General features: G+C 45.8%; 14 protein-coding genes. 7 read left to right on the plus strand and 7 right to left on the minus strand.

Annotated features, from left to right (window positions below; genetic code table 11):
• Positions 1 to 236: 236 nt before the first annotated feature.
• From NLBNIHML_RS24215 to NLBNIHML_RS24235, 5 genes are all read left to right on the plus strand, one after another.
• Complete coding sequence (locus NLBNIHML_RS24215; protein ID WP_494352966.1) at positions 237 to 1,199, plus strand: carbohydrate ABC transporter permease; 963 nt, start codon at positions 237 to 239, stop codon at positions 1,197 to 1,199.
• Positions 1,196 to 2,017: a carbohydrate ABC transporter permease gene (locus NLBNIHML_RS24220; protein WP_494352967.1), complete on the plus strand. Its 822-nt coding sequence runs from the start codon at positions 1,196 to 1,198 to the stop codon at positions 2,015 to 2,017. The genes NLBNIHML_RS24215 and NLBNIHML_RS24220 overlap by 4 nt, the downstream gene beginning before the upstream one ends.
• Positions 2,018 to 2,405: 388 nt before the next feature.
• Complete coding sequence (locus NLBNIHML_RS24225; RefSeq protein WP_494352968.1) at positions 2,406 to 3,764, plus strand: ABC transporter substrate-binding protein; 1,359 nt, start codon at positions 2,406 to 2,408, stop codon at positions 3,762 to 3,764.
• Positions 3,765 to 4,196: 432 nt separating this feature from the next.
• Entirely contained in the window at positions 4,197 to 9,773 is a 5,577-nt protein-coding gene (locus NLBNIHML_RS24230) for a 5'-nucleotidase C-terminal domain-containing protein (RefSeq protein WP_494352969.1), read from the plus strand.
• A 132-nt stretch (positions 9,774 to 9,905) separates the two neighbouring features.
• Entirely contained in the window at positions 9,906 to 10,124 is a 219-nt protein-coding gene (locus NLBNIHML_RS24235) for an immunity 17 family protein (RefSeq protein ID WP_339240345.1), read from the plus strand.
• 465 nt (positions 10,125 to 10,589) lie between these two features.
• Here the strand turns inward: NLBNIHML_RS24235 and NLBNIHML_RS24240 are convergent, their stop codons facing one another.
• Together NLBNIHML_RS24240 and NLBNIHML_RS24245 are read right to left on the minus strand one after the other, a co-directional pair.
• Entirely contained in the window at positions 10,590 to 13,178 is a 2,589-nt protein-coding gene (locus tag NLBNIHML_RS24240) for a glycine betaine ABC transporter substrate-binding protein (protein ID WP_494352970.1), read from the minus strand.
• Complete coding sequence (locus NLBNIHML_RS24245; RefSeq protein ID WP_339240348.1) at positions 13,144 to 14,373, minus strand: quaternary amine ABC transporter ATP-binding protein; 1,230 nt, start codon at positions 14,371 to 14,373, stop codon at positions 13,144 to 13,146. The genes NLBNIHML_RS24240 and NLBNIHML_RS24245 overlap by 35 nt, the downstream gene beginning before the upstream one ends.
• 500 nt (positions 14,374 to 14,873) lie before the next feature.
• On the opposite strand from NLBNIHML_RS24245, the gene NLBNIHML_RS24250 reads away from it, so the two are divergent.
• Entirely contained in the window at positions 14,874 to 15,449 is a 576-nt protein-coding gene (locus NLBNIHML_RS24250; RefSeq protein WP_339240349.1) for a GbsR/MarR family transcriptional regulator, read from the plus strand.
• A gap of 128 nt (positions 15,450 to 15,577) precedes the next feature.
• Here NLBNIHML_RS24250 and NLBNIHML_RS24255 read toward each other — a convergent pair whose 3' ends face one another.
• Together NLBNIHML_RS24255 and NLBNIHML_RS24260 are read right to left on the minus strand one after the other, a co-directional pair.
• Positions 15,578 to 17,203 carry a helix-turn-helix domain-containing protein gene (locus tag NLBNIHML_RS24255; RefSeq protein ID WP_494352971.1) on the minus strand — a complete coding sequence of 542 codons (1,626 nt, stop codon included), beginning with the start codon at positions 17,201 to 17,203 and terminating at the stop codon, positions 15,578 to 15,580.
• Positions 17,204 to 17,389: 186 nt separating this feature from the next.
• Positions 17,390 to 18,676, minus strand: coding sequence for a DUF5050 domain-containing protein (locus tag NLBNIHML_RS24260; protein WP_494352972.1), 1,287 nt, complete (start codon positions 18,674 to 18,676; stop codon positions 17,390 to 17,392).
• Between the two features lie 263 nt (positions 18,677 to 18,939).
• Between NLBNIHML_RS24260 and NLBNIHML_RS24265 the strand changes: the two genes are divergently transcribed.
• Positions 18,940 to 19,926 (plus strand): Gfo/Idh/MocA family protein, encoded by a 987-nt coding sequence (locus NLBNIHML_RS24265; RefSeq protein ID WP_494354757.1) that lies wholly within the window; start codon positions 18,940 to 18,942, stop codon positions 19,924 to 19,926.
• A 3-nt stretch (positions 19,927 to 19,929) separates the two neighbouring features.
• Here the strand turns inward: NLBNIHML_RS24265 and NLBNIHML_RS24270 are convergent, their stop codons facing one another.
• From NLBNIHML_RS24270 to NLBNIHML_RS24280, 3 genes are all read right to left on the minus strand, one after another.
• Positions 19,930 to 20,724 (minus strand): MurR/RpiR family transcriptional regulator, encoded by a 795-nt coding sequence (locus tag NLBNIHML_RS24270; protein WP_342572181.1) that lies wholly within the window; start codon positions 20,722 to 20,724, stop codon positions 19,930 to 19,932.
• An 88-nt stretch (positions 20,725 to 20,812) separates the two neighbouring features.
• Entirely contained in the window at positions 20,813 to 21,646 is an 834-nt protein-coding gene (locus NLBNIHML_RS24275) for an ABC transporter permease subunit (protein ID WP_494352973.1), read from the minus strand.
• Positions 21,639 to 22,544, minus strand: coding sequence for an ABC transporter ATP-binding protein (locus NLBNIHML_RS24280; RefSeq protein ID WP_339259476.1), 906 nt, complete (start codon positions 22,542 to 22,544; stop codon positions 21,639 to 21,641). Before NLBNIHML_RS24280 ends, NLBNIHML_RS24275 begins: the two co-directional genes overlap by 8 nt.
• Between the last annotated feature and the right edge of the window lie 260 nt (positions 22,545 to 22,804).

Genomic DNA, 22,804 nt, shown 5'->3' on the forward strand with positions numbered 1-22,804 from the left:
GCAGGGATATCTCCAAACAGGGGAGTTCTTGCGGTTTTTTATCGTGAGGTCCGGTCTGGATACCGCTTTCGAAAGGATGCACATTTGCGTAAAGTCCCTTGTCCATGATTAACGTTACGTTGATTCAGAATGAATTTTACTGTGACATTCGACTCTTACACTAGATAACGTGGTGCTGAAGTGGATGTAACCTTTCACACACACTGAATGCGTGAAACAAGGGGGAAGAAAATCCGATGAGTGAGCTTGATAACCGGATCAGCTTGCCCGCGGCCAAACGGCGTGTATCAGGTACGAGTGAGCGCCGGTCAACCTCGCTGCGTGTGCAGCGAATGCGGGAGAATCTGCTGGCCTATGGTTTCCTGGCACCATCGCTGCTTTTGTTTGCAGTGTTTCTGTTTTACCCGATGTTTAAGTCCGTGTACCTTAGTCTGCATTCCACAGATCCGACGGGGCAGATTGCAGCTTATGTAGGAATGGATAACTTCAAGGCGGTGTTCCAATCGGGGCTGTTTATGCAAGGCATGAAAGTGACATTACTATTTGTCCTGTTTACAGTACCTACGGGTATGTTGGCCGCTCTGATTCTGGCTGCACTGACTCACAACCGTTTCAAGGGTATGCGTGTATTCCAATTTGTGTTCTCTCTGCCCGTGGTATTATCCGTCGGTTCGTCAGCGGTCATCTGGAAGTTTCTATTCCATCCGACTCTGGGCATGCTGAATTATCTGCTTGGCAAAGTAGGCATTGACCCAATCCCCTGGCTTACCAGCCCGGACTGGGCACTGATTTCGATCTCCATCATGACCATCTGGATGAACCTCGGATTTAACTACATTATTCTATCCAGTGGTTTGGCAGGCATACCGGATGAGATCTACGAGAGCGCCAAGATTGATGGTGCAGGAGCAATGCTTACGTTTCGTAAAATCTCGATGCCGCTACTGTCACCAACGTTATTTTTTGTTACGGTCGTATCGATCATTGGCGCTTTTCAATCGTTCGGTCAGATCAACATTCTAACCCGGGGTGGCCCGATGGACAGTACGAATGTGTTCGTCTATTCCATCTATCAGGAAGCCTTCGTTAATTTCCGCTTTGGTACAGGTAGTGCACAGGCACTGATCCTGTTCGTGGTAATTATGCTGCTGACCCTGATCCAGTTCAAATGGGTAGAAAGGAAAGTGCATTACCAATGAGTGCGAGATGGACAAAAACGCTGTTGTACGGAGCACTGACCATTTGTGCGGCACTGGTACTGTATCCGGTGATGTATACCTTTTTCATGGCTGTCATGACGCCAGAAGATGCGAGCGCTTATCCGCCGCATATCATTCCGAATTCCATCGATCTGTCCAACTTTAGCGAAGTATTCGATATTGTTCCGATCGGTCGATTTATCGGCAATACCTTCCTTGTCGCAGGACTGACGACACTTGGTCAATTGATTACAGCGAGTATGGCAGCCTATGCTTTTGCGAAAATGCAGTTCAAAGGCAAAAATGTCATCTTCAGCATGTTTGTCGCAACGATGATGATTCCATGGGAAGTGACGATGATCCCGAATTACCTCACGGTTCGCAGCTGGGGCTGGCTGGATACTTACCAGGGGCTTACGGTGCCATTTCTGGCGACGGCGTTTGGTACATTCCTGCTCAGACAGTTCTTCATGCAGCTGCCCAAGGAGTTGTTCGAAGCAGCGAGGATCGATGGTTGTGGTCATATTCGTTATTTCATATCGCATGTTCTGCCTTTGTCCCGTCCGGCACTTGGAACACTGGCAATCTATTCATTCTTAAGCATGTACAATTCGTATCTCTGGCCGCTGCTGGTGACCAATACACCGGAGATGAGAACCGCACAGATCGGGATCTCCATGCTGGAGTTCCAGGAATCCACAGCGTGGAATCTGGTATTTGCCGGAACCGCAATGGTGATTCTGCCATCCTTACTACTCCTGATCTTCGGGTTGAAACAGCTTGTCCGCGGAATGGCCGCAGGCGCGTTGAAGGGGTAAGGAGATAGTATTTCACAAGTATTCAAGTGAATGGAATATCTGAAGGTTTTGATCTTAAGTTTTTAATCTAAAGGTTCCGTATTAAAGATTTTGATTTAAACCTTGTATCTTCGTACAAGGTCTTAAGGGTTGGATACCAGGAGCGAATAAATGAGGCTCGCATTTTCAATAAGTCTCTTGAAGAGCTGCAAAAGTAGTGAAGGAGAAGAATCGATTCTGAAGAAGCGAAGCGTTCGCCTTTATCACCGGATTTTCCCCTTTGAGAGGGGGAATGAAAAAAATCCGGGGATAACAGCGATCAAAAGAACGATTCATATCCGGAACGGCCATCTTGCAGCACCTATGCACTTATGATTGCGCGAGCCATATAAAAGGAGAGCGATTTCGGTTGAAAAAAAGAGGAACATTTGCATTAATGCTGGCAGCACTCATGTTGGTTATCTCAGCTTGCGGAACAAAAGCGGAAACAAGTAGCCCGGCGAGTGGAGCTCAAGCAGAAGCTGCTGCCGCCGAAACAACACAACTGACGTGGTGGCACTCCATGTCTGGCGCAGGGGAGAAAGCCATTAATCAGCTCGCCTCTGATTTTAACGCCAGTCATCCGGACATTCAGGTGAAGCCCATCTATCAAGGGAAGTACGATGAGAGTCTGAACAAACTTAAAGCATCCATGGGCTCGGACAGCGGTCCTGACATTATCCAGGTCTACGAGATTGGCAGCAAGTTCATGATTGATTCAGGCATGATTACGCCGGTACAACAGTTCATCGACAAGGATCAGTTCGATCTGTCCCAACTGGAACCAAACATCATCCGATATTACACGATTGATGGCAAATTGAATGCCATGCCGTTTAACACATCCAACCCGATCCTGTACTACAACAAGGATATGTTCAAAGCAGCAGGTCTGGACCCGGAGAACCCGCCGAAGACGTATGAAGAGTTTGAGCAGGCGGCGAAAGCATTGGCGAAAGACGGCAAGCCAGGTGCGTCCATGGCGATCTACGGCTGGTTCATGGAACAGTTCTTTGCAAACCAGAATGCAGATTATGTAAACAATGGTAACGGAAGAACGGAAGCAGCTACAGAGTCTCTGTTGAATTCCGAAGCAGGCGTGAAGACGTTAACGTGGTGGAAAAAGATGATCGACGAGAAAACCCTCTCCAATCTGGGGCGTAGCACAGACGATACAACAGCAGCATTTACCGCTCAGCAGATTGGTATGACTCTGGATTCCACGGCTGGCCTGCGCAAAATCGTGGAAGGTTCAGGTGGCAAGTTTGAACTGGGGACAGGCTTCCTGCCTCGTCCGTCAGATGCCAAAGAAGGTGGCGTTGTGGTTGGCGGAGCAAGCCTGTACATCATGAATAACAAATCGGAAGCGCAACAGCAGGCGGCATGGCAATTCATCAAGTATTTGGCTACACCAGAGGTGCAAGCGAACTGGAGCGTTGCGACAGGATATTTCCCTATTACGACAGCAGCCTACAATGAGCAAGTATTAAAGGATAATATGGCGAAGTACCCGCAATTCCAGACAGCCGTCGACCAATTGCACGCTTCCGCGGATTCGACAGCAACATCCGGGGCATTAATGGGTGTATTCCCTGAAGCGCGACAACTTGTCGAAGGAGCGATTGAAACGGTCCTGAATGGACAAGGTACACCGCAAGAAGCATTGGATGCAGCGGCCAAACAAATTACGGACAAAATTGCGCAGTATAACAGTACGGTGAAGAAATAATTGTAGACTAACTCAAAATAAAGATGCGGCGATCATTCCTGATCGTCGTGTCTTTATGATTTTATGAATTTTAACCAGTGAGACTTAAGTTGGACTTTTCTTGATGTATGGAGTCATAGGTGTTATCACAAAATGTCGAAAGAAGATATGCTTTACACTTTTTATGTTAGCTTAAGTTACGCGAATTAGTTTTTTATGCACAGGCATGGTAGATATAAGGTTTAAAAAGTCACAATTAGTATCCGTTATTAGTCCTATATGAAAGAGAATGATGTGATTTTGTTTATTTTTGTAATGTATATGTTCTATTTTCTTTCATAACGAAGAAATATTGTTTACACAGGTCGCTTATTCAGTTATCTTATATTTGAACTAATGTACAAGTTGTCTGAACAAATGATTGAAAATTCATAACATGGGGGTAGGAGAAAGATGCAAAGTAAGCAAATAAAGAGTTGGCTTCGATTATTCTTAGCTGTGGTGCTGTTGATTACCGGAGCTATACCTGCTGGCTTATTCAACAGTAAAGCCGCCGCAGCTGACGAGCCATTAACGGTTACACAGGCGCTCGCTCTTGGTTCGGATGATTCAACCGCTACAGTTGAAGGTTATGTTGTAGGGACCTACAGCAACGGTCCAAGTGTAAATTCGAATCCACCCTTTACTGTAGACACCAATTTTGCTATTGCGGATAGTCCAACCGAAAGAGATATTAGCAAAATGATGCCTGTGCAGGTACCCACATCTGTTCCTCGCAGCACGTTCGGACTACTAAGCAATCCCTCCTTGTATCAATCCAAAGTGCGTATTAACAACGGTACGTTATCTCAATATTTCACTTCTAAAGGTATACGCTCCGTTGCATCAACAACCTTTCAACTCATTGATGAGACACCCGAAACGGAAGTAGCCAATGTTACAGCTAACCCATCTTCAGGGGAAGTTCCGGCAGGAACACAGGTGGCCCTAGGAACAACTACAGTCGGTGCTGCCGTATATTACAAGTTAAATGATGAAAATGCTTTTCTTCCTTACACAGTTCCCATTACGGTAAATGATGCCATACACATTGAAGCCTATGCACATAAAGAAGGCTTGCTGGATAGTGCAATTGCTTTGTTTAATTACACCATCGTGGACAATACGCCGATCTCAATCTCTGATGCCAGAAACAAACCGGAAAACACTTCGGTTACCGTTCAGGGGATTGTCACCTATCGAGAGGAATCCGGAGGGATGGCAAATCTATACATTCAGGATGAGAATGCCGGTATCGTCATTCGGGGCACGGATTCAACTGTGGAGCCCGGTGACCGGATAGAAGCATATGGTCCGCTCACCATTTATAACGGTCTGCTCCAGATCGAGAAGGATAAAGCAGGATTTCCAGGCGGATATATCAAGATTTTAGACAAAGCACAAGAAATTCCTGAACCGCTTGTATTGACTTCCAAGGATTTTACACCTGCAGAAGGCGGAGGTAAGGGTGCGGGCGGCATTTATGAAGGAATGCTTGTCGAAGTTCATGGGGTTACAGTGACAAGAAGCAGTAGTTCCACCTTTTTTGCGACAGATGTCGATGGTGGAGAGATCACGATCTATGCCAAGAATAGCCCCACTGCACTAACAACAGGCAAAACATACGAAAAAGTGACAGGTGTCATGACTTACCACACAAGCTATGGACTGGAACTAATCCCGCGTACAGCAACAGATGTTGTCGAAAATCTGCTTTCTGTTAAAGCTAGTGTTCCGTCAGGTGGTATTGTCAAAGGATCAACCGTGACCTTATCCTCACCAACAGCTGGAGCGGAAATTTATTATTCGGTTGATGGAACAGAACCAACCCAAACATCTACACTGTATACTGGCCCGATCACATTAGACGAAGATACGGTTGTTAAAGCGATCGCCGTATCAGGGGGCAATACAAGTCATGTATATAGCTTTACGTACACCGTTCTTCAGGAACTGGACAACCTGAGAATTCACGATATACAAGGCGCATCTCATAACTCCCTGTATGATGGTCTGGCTGTCCAGAATGTTGAAGGTATCGTGACTCATATTGTCAATGCAAGTTCGTTCTATATGCAGGAGATCCCTGGCATGGAAGATGACGACACTAAAACATCTGAGGGTATCCTTATTTATAAATCCACTCATGGCATGGCGGTAGGCAACAAAGTCAGCGTATCCGGTCAAGTGAAGGAATATGCGACAGCAACGACCGAGCTGGCGACAACAGAAATAGTGGCTACAGCAATTACGGTTGAGGGTGAAAATCAGACACTGCCTGAACCTGTGATCCTTGGGAAGGACGGACGAATGATCCCTAACGTCATTGATTCGGATCAGTTCGGTGAGTTTAATCCGGATGTGGATGCAATCGACTTTTACGAGAGCTTGGAAGGCATGAGGGTGCAACTCGATCAAGCCACGATTGTCGGTCCGTATTCAAGTGAGCCAGGGCTGGCAGTCGTAATCGATAATGGTCCGAACAATCCGTTACGAACACCTGCAGGAGGCGTCATTCTGACAGGAGATGGTGTAGAGCCGTTTGAGAGTTCACTTAATCCGCAACGACTGTTCATCAATAAAAAACCATCCCAAGCGGTCAAAACGGGAGACAAGCTGGATGGCTCTGTGAAAGGGGTTATGACATACTCCAATGGAAACTTTAAAGTGATTCCTGAGGGTAATCTTCCGGCAATCACACCGAGCTCTCTTGCACAAGCCATAACCAATATTCAACCTACGGATGACAAATTAACGATTGCAACGTTCAATGTAGAGAATTTCAGTCAAAAGGATGCGGCTAGAGCGGTTAAAATTGGCGGTATTGTTGTAAATAATCTGAAAAATCCAGATATTATTGGCATTATGGAAGTACAAGATAATGATGGAGCAACCGACAGTGGAAACACTGCTGCGGATGCGAGCTTCCAGACTTTAATTGATGCAATTGCTGCCAAAGGTGGTCCCACGTATAAATACACAGATATCGCTCCGGAAAATAACAAGGATGGCGGAGCACCAGGTGCCAACATTCGAGTTGGGTTCCTATATAAGGAATCAAGAGTGTCCTTGAAAGAAGGAATTAAAGGTAATGCGACAACAGCAATTCAGGTAGGCGCTGACGGCAGTCTCTCCAATAACCCGGGTCGTATTGCACCAGGGGATGAGGCGTTCGCCAGCTCCCGCAAACCGCTTGCCGCTGAATTCGAATTCAATGGTGAACGTGTAGTGGTGATTGCCAACCACTTCAATTCCAAAGGCGGAGACCTGAAACCGTTTGGAAGCATACAGCCTGCCACTCGAAGCAGTGAAGTTCAACGTGCGAAGCAAGCTGCGCTGGTGAATGGCTTTGTGAAAGACTTACTAGATAAAGACCCAGAGGTAAATGTTGCTGTTCTCGGTGATTTCAATGACTTCCAATTCTCAAATACCTTGAACATTGTTGAGGGTAATGAACTGGACAATTTGGTAAACGAACTGCCAGAAAACCAGCGGTACTCCTACATCTACGACGGCAACTCTCAGACGCTGGATCACATCCTGGTGAGCAAAAATCTGACTGAAACGGCAGCCATCGAAGTGGTGCATGTGAATGCAGATTTTGAGGCAGCGGATGGACGGGTGAGTGACCATGATCCACTGCTCGCACAATTAAGTATTGGAGAGCCGGTGGAAGAAGGAGACTTCAACCTGCGCGTACTGCACACGAACGATACCCATGCGCATCTGGATAACATTCCGCGCCGAGTTACGGCAATCAAGGAAGCACGCAATGATAACACGTTGGTGCTGGATGCAGGGGACGTTTTCTCAGGCACATTGTACTTCAATCTGTTTAATGGTTTGGCTGATCTGGAGTTCATGAACATGATCGGATACGATGCCATGACCTTCGGTAATCATGAGTTTGATAAAGGTCCGAGCGTACTGAAAGAATTTATTGAGAAAGCAGAATTCCCATTCGTGAGCGCCAATATTGATTATTCAAAAGATGCGAATTTGAGTGGTTTGTACAACGATAACATCGGGAATCCGGGTGAAAAATCCGAGATCTATCCGGCGATTATTACGGAAGTGAATGGTGAGCGAGTTGGTATTTTTGGACTGACGACACCGGATACAGTATCTCTTTCTTCACCGGGAGATGACTTGAAGTTTGTAGATTATAAGGCAAGTGCACAAGCAACCGTACAGATGCTGCAAAATGAAGGTATCAATAAAATCATTGCTTTGACTCACCTCGGCTACTCAGAGGATCTGAAATTAGCTGAGTCCGTAGAAGGAATCGACATTGTGGTAGGTGGGCATTCACACACCATTCTGAAAGAACCGATTATGGTGGGCAGCCAGGATGAGCCGACATTGGTTGTACAAACTGGTGAATATGACGTGTCTCTTGGTCAATTGGATGTTACGTTTAATGAAGCAGGTATATTGAAAAAGTGGAACGGCAAATTGCTGAGTCTGGATGCAAAAGATGCTAACGACCAATTCGTCTATGCTGATGATGTGGAAGCCGCAAACAAGCTGAAAGATTATGCGCCTCAGTTGGAACAATTCAAGAAAACGGTTATCGGTAAAACGAATGTCTTCCTGGATGGAGAACGGGGCACTGTGCGGAAACAGGAAACCAATCTAGGAAACCTGATGACAGACGGCATGCTGGAAAAAGTGAAATCCATTGTAAAGGAGAATGATGTCAAAGGATACATCGCGATCCAGAACGGCGGCGGCATTCGAGCTTCATTCCAGACAGGCGATATTACGCTGGGTAATCTCTTGACTGTGATGCCATTCGGTAATAACCTGTCTGCGTTAAAAATGACAGGTAAGGAAATCACAGCCGCGCTGGAAAATGGAGTAAGTGGTGTGGAAACAGGAGAAGGGCGCTTCCCGCAAGTGGCAGGTATGCGGTTCTACTACGATTCCACGAAACCGGGCGAAAAAATTGATGCTACGACCAACACCGTAACCCAAGAGGGCCAACGTGTGGTCAAAGTTCAGATTAAAAATGCAGATGGTACGTACTCGGATATCGATCCGAACGGCTATTATATCGTTGCTACCAATTCATTCATGGCTAACGGTGGAGACTTCTATCGTGCGATGAGAACGGCGAAAGATGATAATCGATTCTACGAATTGAATCTGGTCGATTATGAAATCTTCCATGAACATCTGGACCGTGTAGGTACAGTTGATCAAAAGACGGAAGGACGCAGTACGGATCTGAAAGGCACACCACTTCCTGGAAACGGAAATGGAAGCAATCCTGGTAATGGTGGCGGCAATAATGGCAGTAATCCGGGCAGTGGCAACAGTGGTGGAGGGTCTACAACACCTACTCAGCCGGTAACTCCAACCACACCGACTACGCCAACCAACCCTACGAACCCTACTACACCAACCGTTCCTGGTAATGGAGGAGGTACGAATCCAACCACTCCGGGTGTAGACCTGAAAGATATCGGGAATCACTGGGCTGCGGCTGCTATTGAGCAGGCCATTTCCCGGGGAATTGTGAACGGGTATCAGGATGGTAATTTCCGTCCGAATGCACTAGCCACACGCGCTGAATTCATTGTTATGCTGGCAAGAGCATTTGAACTTCCAGCCAGCAATAAAGCTTTGACATTTAAGGATGCTGCTGGCATACCTGCGTGGGCGCAAACCTTTATTGCCCAGGCAGTGGAGCAAGGCATCATTAGCGGGTATACGGATGATACCTTCCGTTCATCGGGCAAAGTATCGCGGGTAGAGATGACGGTTATGCTCGTTAGAGCACTCGGTCTTCCGGTACAGTCCAATCCGGTACTGGGCTTTGCGGACGCAGATAAAGTACCAACGTGGGCTGTTCCATATATAGCTGCGGCATATGATGCAGGATTGGTGAAGGGAACAGGGCAAAATAGATTTAACCCTCTCGCTGAAGCAACACGTGCGGAAGTGGTGACCTTGTTATTGTCGGCAATTGAATTGCAAAAGCAATAAATGCATATACAGACGGTTTAGAACAGCTCGCAGGCTTCCATCTGCGAGCTGTTTTTTTACTAATTAATGCCTGTTCATTTTCACCAAGCGAAGGTATAGTAGACAGGATTATATTGAAGGAGTGTTGACGAAATGCAAGAACAACCCGTATTAATCGCACTATTTGCCATCGCGGCAGGAATTTTTAGTTTGCTCGGTGGGATCAACAATTGGGACTGGTTTATGAAGAGCTTTCGAGCAGGCATTTTTGTGAAGACCATTGGACGGCAGGGCGCAAGAGTGGTATATGGTATTCTCGGTGTTGTCATGATTGTCATTGGTGTATTACTGTTACTGATTGATAAAGTGTAGGAATAGAAAAGAAAAGAAAAAATTTGTAGAGCCTGAGTACATAATTCAGTTATACAGCCTTTAATGTAGAAGGTAACCATTAGTACGTCTAGCTTTATGCTTGAGATTTTCGAGACTAGTTAGGGTGTGTAGATTAGTATTTTAAATGTCTTTAAGTCAATGCCTTTATCCTTGGGGAAAGGTAGTTAATTTTCTAAGGAACTCAGGACGCCTTATTTCGCCTTCAGCTCTTCTTTTTACAAAGTAAGGAACATCAGGCACGTTATTTACTGGAATCTCTAATAAAAGCAATGCAAATGCCTGTTTTATTCTGATATAGGATGTCTCAGTTTCTTTAGTTTACTGGAATCAGTTGATATCCTTGAATAAGGCTTCTCCGATTCGTTAGCACTTACACTTAAAAAGACCACCGAAAAATTTCGGTGGTCTTTTTACCAAATTCAGGTTTACCCATCTCAATTTGGTTTAATTATCTTTTAAATCTTTAACGGAGTCGATATTCATGTAAGTTGGAACAACCAGTCCTTGTTTGACTCCAGTCATGCTGACCGCAATATCGTCAATCTGGTCACCATAAGTTTCCCAGTAGTCACCGTGTGTCAATGGGAGCCATACCGCTGGAGAAGCATCGATATCTCCTGCAGCCAAGCCTGCCCACATTGGTCCGGCTTCGACTTGAAGCGCTTTGACATTGTAACCAAGATCATTCTCAAGAACATACTTTATCAGGTTGGTACTTGCAATCTCGGAATCCCAGGCAACATATCCAAGACTGAAATTATCACCATTCACTGGCGTCAAACCTTCAGTCCATTCTTTGATCTGGTCTGGATGTTTTTCCGCATAAGTCTTGGCAGCCTGTTCAGGTGAAACGCCATCTTGAATATCAATCATGATCTCACTCATTTGATCTGAATTCCATTTGAAGCGAGAGAGGAATTCGTAGGCAACCGGATGAGCTTCCTTGATTCCTTTGCGTCCTACCGTGTGAACTTCTTCTGCATCCCCGAAGATTAAGTCGGGATCATCTAGATATTTCAGATCATACTTGTTGAACATCCAGTGAGGCGTCCAGCCTGTAACAATAATCGGTTCTTCGTTCTTATAGGCTTTGTCCAGCGATGCAGTCATTGCTGCTCCAGAGCCTTCAACCAGATTCCAGTTGGACAGTTCATAATTTTCAATCGCATTTTTGGTTGCTTTCATCAGACCTGCACCCGGGTCGATCCCGACGATCTGGTGATTTACCTCTTCGCCTACATTGGCATTAGCCGTTGGTGTTGAGGCAGAGGCACCTGTCTCCAAATCTGCAATCGAATTTACATCCGTCATGTATTTAGGAACCACGAGGCCTGTACGTACACCTGTCATGTTGGCACCCAGATCGTCGACCTGATCTTTGTAACGTTCCCAGTAGTCAGCGTGTGTCAATGGCAACCAAGCTGCTGGAGAGGCATCTACATCGCCTGAGGCAACACCTGTCCACATTGGCCCAGCTTCTACTTGCAGAGCGTTAACTTTGTAACCAAGTTCGTTTTCCATCACATATTTCAGCAAGTTGGTACTTGCGATTTCGGAATCCCAAGCCACATAGCTTAGTTTAAATGCATCACCGTTCACGGGAGTCAGACCTTTGGTCCACTCAGCAACTTGATCAGCATGCTTCTCGGCATATGCTTTAGCTGCTTCTTCAGGAGAGGTACCTTCCTGAATGGCAGTCATCATTTCACCCATTTCATCAGATGTCCACTTAAATCGGGACAGGAATTCATACGCAACAGGGTGATCTTCTTTCAGACCTTTACGGGCGATGGTATGAATCTCCTCCGCATCACCAAAAGATTTCTCTGGATCTTCCAAATATTTCAGGTCATATTTGTTGAACATCCAGTGCGGAGTCCAACCTGTAATGATGATAGGTTCTTCATTTTTGATTGCTTTGTCCAGCGTGGCTGTCATGGCTGCACCAGAGCCTTCAATCAGAGTCCAGTCAGTCAGCTTGTAGTCTTCAATCGCTTTTGCAGCGGACTTCATGATACCCGCCCCTGGATCGATACCAATAATCTGATAATTAACTTCTTTACCTACAGCGTTGGCTGCTGAATTGTTGCCACCAGCGGAAGTTGTGCCACCAACGAAGTATTGTGAGAAACCAGCAACAAGCACAAGGAATGTTGCCGCAGCCGTGATCCATGCTTTTTGCTTTGCTGTAACGCGTGAGGTCTTTTTGCGACCTGGCATAAACAGATTTTGTGTAAAACGGTCCAATACAATCGCGAGTACAACAACGGCAAGGCCGGCTTCAAAACCTTTACCGATTTGCAGCTGTGTTACCGCACGATAGACTTCCGCACCAATACCTTGTGCACCGATCATGGATGCAATAACAACCATGGACAATGACAACATGATCGTCTGGTTAATACCGGACATCACGGTAGGCAAAGCGAGTGGAAGCTGTACTTTGAACAACTTCTGCATGGAGGTCGAGCCGAATGCATCGGCTGCTTCAACCAATTCGCCAGATACTTGTCTGATACCCAGATGAGTCAGACGAATCGTTGGTGGAATCGCAAAAATAACGGATGCGATAACACCTGGAACGACACCAAGGCTAAAGAATGTAACTGCAGGCAGCAAGTAGACAAATGCAGGCATTGTCTGCATGAAGTCAAGCAGCGGTGTGATTATGCGTGCTGCAGTTTTGCTATATGCCAGCCAGATTCCGACCGGAACACCAATCAGAATGGAGATTAATCCTGAAGTGATAACCAGGCCAAGTGTATCCATGGATTGGGACCAGTACCCAAGGTTATCTACCAGTAAGAATCCAATCACCGTAAATAGTGTCAATGGGAGGCGACCTACGAGGAACGCTAGAACACCCAGTATCGCAATGAACAGAAGCGGATGGGGCAACATGAACAGCCCGGAGAAGAATCCGACTACTGCCTGAATAACAACAGAGATTACATTAAACAATCCGGAGAGCGAGGAGCTCATCCAGTCAACGATGGATTCAATCCACGATGCTAGTGGTATTTTGGGAATCATTCACAAGTTCCTCCTTTACTGCAACTTCACCGCTAAGTGCACCCAGCAGGGCACCGCGGACGATAACACCTTGCAGACGGCCATTCTCACCAACAACAGCGAGAGGCACATGGGCTGAACTTACCATTTCGAATAATTCATGAATCAAAGTCTCAGGCGCAACAGTAGGCCCGTCTGTGATCAGAATGTCGTTTAATACTTTATTTTCGCGCATCGCACGGGTAGCATCTTCAGCTGTGATGACACCAAGCAGTTTTTTCGAACGGTCAATGACAAACAGGTTGGAAATTCCGCGTTCGCGCATTAATTCGAGGGCAACACGAGGACCACGATCAAGTGTAATCGTTTCAGGGCGACGCATTACGTGGGATGCTGTAAGGACCTTGGACAGATCCACGTCTTCGACGAAGCGGGCCACGTATGAGTTGGCCGGTTGAATCATAATCTCTTCCGGTGTACCAATCTGCACAACTGCGCCGTCTTTCATGAGGGCAATACGATCGCCGATGCGCAGCGCTTCGTCCAAGTCATGGGTAATGAAAATAATGGTCTTTTTCATTTTATCCTGAAGCTCGATCAACTCATCTTGCATATCACGACGAATCAATGGATCAAGTGCACTGAAGGCTTCATCCATCAGTAGTACTTCCGGGTCATTGGCAAGTGCACGCGCCAAGCCGACACGTTGCTGCATCCCGCCACTGAGTTCATCTGGCATTTTGTCTTCCCAGCCTTTCAGGCCAACCAGCTCAAGTGAGGTTTTTGCCTTCTCCCGGCGAACTTCCTTATCTACTTTTTGTATTTCCAATCCATACTCCACATTATCAAGAACGGTACGGTGCGGAAATAACGCAAACTTCTGGAAGACCATGCTAATCGTTTTCCGGCGCACTTCGCGCAATTGTTCTTTGTTCATCTTGCGTAGATCCTTACCATGGACCAGAATTTCTCCGGATGTTGGTTCAATCAGACGATTGAACATCCGAACCAGTGTGGATTTACCACTCCCGGACAGCCCCATAATAACGAAAATCTCGCCTTCCTTAATATCCATGTTGACCCGGTTGACACCAACCGTTATCTGTTTTTCTTTGGCCAACTTTTCTTTACCCCAACCCTGCTCCAGTAATTGCAGACCTTGCTCGGTTTGGGGCCCAAACAATTTACTTACGTTTTTCACTTCAAGTATGGTCATGTTTTCACCCCTTCTGATGTGTTGTGCACTTCGAACGGCTTTCAGCATCCATAAGCCCATACACTTATGCGCCCAGCCACGAAATCCGGTAGTTGTTGCTTCGCTTCCCGTCTTTCTGGGTAACGACTTAATACTAACAATACTTAACCAGTATATCAACCGAATAAACAGTACATAATGTTTGTACAGTAAAAACTGTACAAAGTTTTTCGTCAAAATACTCCGTCATTCTCCTTATTCTGGCTTATAAGGCAGCTTTACATTTGACAATGCTTTTCCTACAATAGAAAATGAGCTGAATTGAAGCTGAATTTTTTGGTTAAAAGATAGTCATAGGCAATTGTAGCCTGGTAAAGTTCCCATTTTCATACATTGGGTGAATGAAAGCCCTCTGGCATATATGATGTCCGGCCGAGAGCTTTCCCATGTAAGCAGGACTTTTAAAGTGTTGCAATGATTTCGCCAAAGACTGTGGAATGTTCAGAATGGAGGTTGCAAGCATGGGCTTGGACCATTTACAAGAGGAACAGCAGGCAACCGTGCTGAAGATTCGTAAGCGCGTTATTGAAGCCATTGGACGTAATATGGATCTTTACGGGGTTACGCTGTCTACGGGACACTTATATGGATTGCTATTTTTTGCAGACAAACCAATGACCCTTGACGATATGGGACGGGAAATGGAAATGAGCAAAACGAGTATGAGTACAGGTGTACGAACACTGCTGGATTTGAAAATGGTAAATAAAGTGTGGAGCAAGGGCTCCAGAAAAGACCTATATGAAGTGGAATATGACTGGCATCAGACGTTTACGGATTATTTTGCGATTAAATGGAGAAAAGCCGTGGAGAGTAACCTTCAGGTTCTACGCAAATCGATTGAAGAACTGAATCGACTAGTTGAAGATCTGGATGAAGAGACGGATGTTGAACTAATCCGGACCCTGATGGAAGACAAACATAAGATTTTGCAAGCGGAAGCATATTACAAATGGTTGGATCGATTGATTGATACCATGGAAGATGAAGAGATATACAAGCTGGTTCCGAAGGAAGAGATCAAGGAACATCTATAATCACATGCAAAGGGCCCTTTCCGTTAGAGGAGAGGGCCCTTTTGGCTTGTGCAATATCTTACTGAATTATAATGAAGGAACACGATGTAAAAGATAACTTTGCCCATCGTATCGACCTATGTTCACATTTAATGTCCAATCAGACCTGCATGAGGAAAGGCTACAGGCTGCTGTGAAATCTGTTGCAGTTCATTCAGTATCTGCATTTGGCCACCTGGAGTCCAGCATAACTGATGCCAATTCGAGATATCATGAACGTTACCTTGTAACACGGCAGGGGAACGATTCCAGGATGCCGTTTGCTTCATGCGCCGGAACACCTTTTCACTGGCAGGCTGAAGCGAAGCGCGGTGAATCAACAGGTAATCCGTGTCCAGCACGGGGATACTATCTGCTGCATAATCATTTCTGGAATTTTCGGGAGATATAAGCTGGGCAGGGTGCAGTCCCAATTCTGCATACAACAAGTGATTTAATGGATGCTCGCCAGTTCCTTGTAAGCGAATGAACTGATTCGTGACCTCCATCAGAGTCAACCGTTTTTGTCGGAAATAAGGTTGTAGGTTCAATCCTGCTTCAAGTTTGCGAAACTCAAGTTCCTTGAAATTCAGCAACGCTTGCTTCTCGCGTCCGACCAGTTCGGCTATGCGAATATGGTTCTCTTTCCAGTCATCCGTGGATTCCAAGATGACGGTGGGTGCAATATTTTTCAGGCGATCGTAATAGGACTTATGGTAAAAGTCACCGATGATCAGGTCTGGCTTCGCCTGCCGAAGTTGATCTAATTGTCTGGTTAATTGGCGTTCATGTTCATATTCATCCGATTCTCGGTCAAGAACTCCTTCGAGCACAGCTACAGGGCGCAATCCAAGCGAAGTCAGATTCTGATCGAATCCCATGATGGACGCCGTAGCTACGCGAAGTTGATCTTTTTTCATATATACGCTGGGGGCAATCCCCAAGGTTTGTTTGAATTTGCGGCTAAAATAATACTCGTTGCCATACCCTACAGATACTGCGACGTCTTTAAGAATACAGTTTTCTTCGGTCAGCTGTTTTTTGGCTTCATCTATCCGTAAACGATTGAGATAATCGGTCGGCGACATGCCTTTGGCTTTCTTGAAACTGCGTGAATAGGAGCTGGGTGTGAGACCGGCAATCTTCGCAAGCTGATCCATGCTGATTCCTTCACTCATGTAGCGTCGCATATACATAATACTGCGTTCCAAGGCAGGGTCCACTTTCTCATGATTGGCTTCCAGCCGGTTCTCCGAGAGAAACTGTAGCAGTTCATGCAATTGGCTATGTATGCTGATAAAGTGATCTGGCTGACAGCCCCGATAGGTCTCATACAGTTGTTCCAAACGTGATACAGCCTGCTGCTCGTGACGAACTAGCAACCTGCCTGTTTGCCAATCCAGCGGAAAGCCAGGTGAAGAGGTCATTTTCCACTCGCCTCTCACTTGCTGCAAACGAACGGTATCCATGCTTAGCAAAATACATTCGGTCACCTTCGAGCGAGCAGCGGCCTCGATGGTTGTACCTGGCTTCAGTACATATATGCTGCCCGCTTGAGCCGGATAGGCTGTATCATTCAGGACCAGAACACCGTCTCCTTGTAAAATAAGACAGAGCATGGGCCGGGACACCGTCTTGCCTTGCACACGGAAATTCTCCCCGCGATGCATACGGCACATGGAGGAGAGGAGCGGTAGAGATGAGGTTTCAGCAATGAAGGGAAACTGTTCAGTCATACGGACCATCCTTTTGTCTTATTTTCTTAATGATAACAATTATCATTCTCATATGGAAGATGTTTTTTTCAAATAGTTTTTGACAACCAAAAAAGGATTACCAAGAGCCACTAGGGCTGCAGGGTAATCCTTTTTGTTATGGACAAGTCCGTAGAATGAGCTACATGCTTGAATCAACAGGATATATTAGTACGGTGTCACCAATAGAATATTGTCTAGGAAAACGTCACTCATGACTTTTTTGCCTGTTCCGCCCGTTTGCACATGATACAAGCGATACTGATCTTTGGCATTGATGTAGAACAGGCCTGCAACATCATCTCTGATATGGAATGCATCCCATTCGTCACTGGTAAGTTTGGTTACCTTGAGAGTAGTATTGACCGAATAGAGACCATTGTTGCCCGAGATGTAAGCAGCCGTAGGTGTACCATTGGTCAATTGATTCGCAACATACGTTACATTGTTCAGGTTCAGGTTGGCGGACTTGGTTACTTTGTTGCCGGAGACCGTTTTGGCATAAGCCTTCTTGTCTGCATCAATAAGTACAACCTTGTCTGTACCTAGAGCACTTACTTCCCGAACGCTTTTACTATGAAGCTGAAGTGTTTTGGCTGAAGTTGTTAACGCAAACGCTTTGCCTTTGGCATAATTGTAATCCTTGTTACTGTCAAGCTCGATTCCTTTGTTATACACGTAAAGGTTGTTACCCCAACCACCGGAGTATACTGCATTCACATCCAGTTTGGCTTTGGGATTTACCGCAGTGGCCTTGCCCGTGTTGTAATTCACCTTATACATGACAACAGCATTGGTAGAGTAGTACTGCTCATATGGGTCTGTATTGACCATGAGTTGCAGTTCGTTTTTGGCCAGATTCGTAAAATAACGACCTTCCACTGCACCTGCGGCAATTCGCTGCACAGCTCCAGAACCGTTGGATGTTTTGGACACGATCCACGTGTTTCCATTAACCAGTGCGTTATAGTAAACCCGCCCTTTGGTTACCACGAGAAACGGAAAGTCGGTATCAGCCTTGTCCGCAATCTTGGTAACAGCTGAAGCGTCACTATTGCCATTAGCGCGATATATCGTGCCTGTAGCATCCAGATAATAGATGAATCCATTATCCGTATAATAGCTGAGCACATCTGTTGCAAATGTCTCTGCTGCATCGCTGGACCCGTCATTCGGAACCCGAAGCAATGTTGTGGATGAAGCAGTCTGGGTGTAGTAGAGATAAGAACCTGCCGCGAGCAAGTCCACCCCTTGGAAATCAATTAATACTTCTGTTGTATTGCTTCCATCCGCGGATACTTTGTACAAAACGCCGTCGGACTCATAATACACAGTGGATTGGCTAAGTGAAGCTGCCTGGGCTTCGCCCCCGCCTCCAAATGCCACTGCTGCAATGAGTGTAAATAACAGCAATGTACAGATGATGCGTTGTAAATATGTATGCCCTGTTTTCATGCTTTCCTCGTCCCCTTCGTTCTATATGTATGTCGTTAATTTCTTATGTTATATCGGTAAACTATGGAAGATATGTTAGATCTCAAACATGAAAAAAGAAGCGAATGAAATTGAATTTCATACACATTCAAACCTGAAATGGAATTGCGAATGATGCTGCCAATCCGGCTCCAAAGCATTCTCCGCCTGACTTGATCGTGATAACATAACATTTAATCAGCGAAGAGAGTCAACTGACTAAACGACAGGAGCGAAACGATATGATGAATATAGCAACGATCGGTACAGGGTCCATTGTGGATGCCGTTCTATCCGCGATCAATGAACTGGAAGATGTCATTTGTACAGCGATGTACTCCCGGAAGAGAGAGACAGCACAGGAGCTTGCGAGTAAATATGAAGTAAATACAATCCATACGGACCTGGGGTCACTATTTGCAGATACAAATGTAGATCTCATTTATATTGCTTCACCAAACAGCATGCACTACGAACAGGCTTATCAGGCACTTCAACACGGCAAACATGTCGTCTGCGAAAAACCGTTCACGTCCACGCTTCAGGAAGCAGAAACCCTGATTGCACTTGCAAAAGAAAAAAATCTGTTGCTGTTTGAAGCCATCTCGAATATTCATTTGCCCAATATTAAAGTCATACAGGAGCAGCTGCCAAAGCTTGGCCCAATCAAACTAATCCAATGTAACTACAGTCAATACTCACGCAAATACAATGATCTGCTTGCAGGGAGGACGCCGAATGTATTTAATCCACAATTTTCTGGCGGAGCGCTGATGGATATTAATATATATAATCTTCATCTGGTCATGAATTTGTTCGGCAGTCCGAATACCGTATCGTATACTGCGAACCAGCATGCAAACGGCATTGATACGTCAGGCGTTGTCGTTCTCCAATATCCGGAGTTTATTGCGGAATGTGTGGGTGCCAAAGATACAAGCAGCATGAACTTTGTGCTTATTCAGGGAGAGAAAGGGTATCTTCAGGTTGTCGGGGGAGCAAACGGTTGCCGGGAGATCAAGCTTCAGATCGGAAATGAGTCTGCTGAGGCGTATAATGCCCAGACCAAATCCAATTGGCTCTACTATGAGTGGGAAGTGTTCAGGGACATCCATGCAGGTGGGGATTACAACCGGTGTTACGAACTGCTCGAACACAGCCAGTCTGTGATGAGTGTGCTCATGGGTGCGCGTAAGGATGCCGGAATTATATTCGCAGCAGATCAGCGTTAATCGTTAATACGTGTCACTAATGCTACTCATGTACAACATGTCGAAAATATAAAGTACCGAGACCATCGAAGACATTTTGGACAGCCTTAATTGTTCATTGTATCCGTAAGCGAGTAACGTTTCGTCACAATGTTTGGACAAGGTTGAATGGTTGCTGCCCGTGACCGCGATAACTTTCATCTGTTTGTTGCTCAGCACTTTGGCCGCTTCAATCATGGATTGGTTCTCACCTGTGTGTGATATAACAAAAGACAGCGTCAGGCTGTTGGGATTCATCGTATTCAAGTAATGCATGTTGGCATTATTGTGAGCAATTGCAGATATGCCGAGTTCATTCCATTTGGCACAAGCCTGTTGAGCTAGATAATAATTCATATCACTGCCATAGATATCGATACGTCCGGATTCTTTGACCCAGTTTGCGATTCGTAGTAAAACGGGGGCCTTTAACATCCCGCGTGTATCCTCCAGCGCTTGCTGATATAGGTAAGGAACCGAGTCGATGGCAGCCAGCACATTGCCTTGTTCTGCGAATGGAGAATCCTGCTTCTGCAACGCAGAAGGTATCCGTTGATATTCAAGAGCAAGCTTTAACTGGAAGTCTGGGTACCCTTTGGTACCCAGCTTTTTGCATAAGCGAACAATGGTGGATGAGCTTGTATAGGTCTGCTGAGCCAGTTCATGGGCTGTAGAATCAAATACAACTTCGGGATTGTTCAGGATATAGTCCACAATATGCCTCTCCTGTGCCGTTAATTGTGAAGCATATTTTAATTTTTGAAGCAGTTTGGATTCCATGCGGTTGTTCCATTCCTCTCTATAATCATCCCAAAGCATATATCTCTTCATCATAACCTGCGTTTATTGATTTCTCAATCTGCACATCTCAGATCTGACTTTCCGCCAGTTGCTGACGACTATTCCATTGGGTGACGAAACGAAGAAGAACCATACTTATGAGTAGGAGCAATGCACCGATCAAGAGTAACATCCAAGGACCGATCAGCAGCATGCCACTGGCTTGACCAGCCACTAAGGCGATCAGGGGAAGGACAATTAATCCGCCGAGCTGATAGGCTTCCTGGAATCCGCGAACCTTGGCCGAGATCAATACGTTTAATAGAATGACCATAAGACTGCAAGCCGGAACAACCCACACCACAAGTATGATCCAGTTCAGATTGGGAAACATCAACGTTCCAAACAAGGGGTACATCAGAATATTGGCAATGATTCCATAGATCAGGAAAGTAACCCAGGATAATAGAAGGGAAGGGATTAGGGCAGCCAACACTTTGCCTTTGAAAAGTGTGTCCATGCTGATCGGTGTGAATAATAAACCTTCCAGTGTCTTGCGTTCCTTCTCACCAGCGAAACTATTGGCCGTCAGAATACTGGAGGCCATCACCGGAATGATGAGAAACAAGGGCGCGAACATATACATGGCTAAATAATAAACAATACGATGATTATCTGTAGGCATGGAAGCAAGCTGAGGAATCTGTCCACCATGGGTAAATGCATCCAATGATTCGAGCAAAAAGCTGATGTTGCCCAGAGAACGAAGTTCCATTCTGGAGGCCGCCCACAGAAGAGCAGAGGGCATGATGATTCCGATAATCAGTGGAACGATCAACATGGGCAACCAGAGCTGAACGCTGGCTGTGACGGACCGGATATCTTTACGGATCAGTGCACGTATGGCTTGGCGATTATTCATGGTGGTGTGCCTCCCTTATGGCAAAATAGATACTCTCCAGATCACTGCCCGTGATGCGGGCCTGATAGACTTGACCAAGCTCCGTTAATTGCCTTAGCAGTAATGGAATATCTTCACGAGATGTAAGCTGAAATGTCGCTTGATGTGCAGAGATTATTTCAGGTGTGTAGTCAGTTGCTGTGTTCCATCCATCGGGCATGTCGGCTTCAACTTCGAGTTTTGGAGTGGACAGGTACCGGCTAACAATCTCCTTTTCCGTGCCTTCCTCAACGATGCGCCCCTTTTCCAGGAAAATATAACGATCACAGACGGCTGACAGTTGGGACAGCACGTGGGATGAGACCAGAATAGTCATCTTTTCTTCCTGATTTAATTGACGGATGATACGCAGTACCATCTGGATTCCATCCGGATCCAGGCCATTGGTGGGCTCATCCAGAAACAGGATGGAAGGACGATGCAGGAGTACTCGTGCAAGGCCCAGGCGTTTCTTCATGCCTGTGCTATAAGTGCCGACCTTTCGATGCTGATAATCCTGCAGCTCGAACAGAGTTACAAGCTCGTCGATACGTTCCTGGGCATGCTTCAGGCCAAAAACATCTGCGAAGAAAGTCAGATTGTCACGGCCACTCATATTTTCATATAGTCCACTTTGTTCGGTAAGTGTGCCACATATGGCCAGTACTTTCTCGGCCTCACGAGCGGTGTCCAATCCGTTAATGGTTACCTGTCCACTGGAAGCACCCAAGACCCCATTCATGATGCGGATCAGTGTGGTTTTGCCCGAACCGTTAGGGCCAATTAACCCTGTGACACTGCCTTGTTGAACTGTGAAACTGACATCATGCAGTGCTTGATGTACCTTGAATTGCTTGGATATGTTGCGTGCTTCAATCATCTATATTCACCATCCGATCTGAGTTTGGAGATTATACGTGCAGTAGGCTGATATCGTTCAAATGGACGACAAAAAAGATCTATTCCTGCTTCAATAGTCCCGAATGTAGGGTGCATATTTACCCTGAAGTCTGGCTGAAATCGGGTCTCAGGTTTGTTTTCACTATGGCGTGTAACATGTATCCTTATTTTAGGGTAGAACATCCGTTTCATTGCTATTCATAATGTGGTAATGAATTGAATTACATATGAATTCGTCTA

The sequence above is a fragment of the Paenibacillus sp. JNU01 genome, from assembly GCF_059130585.1.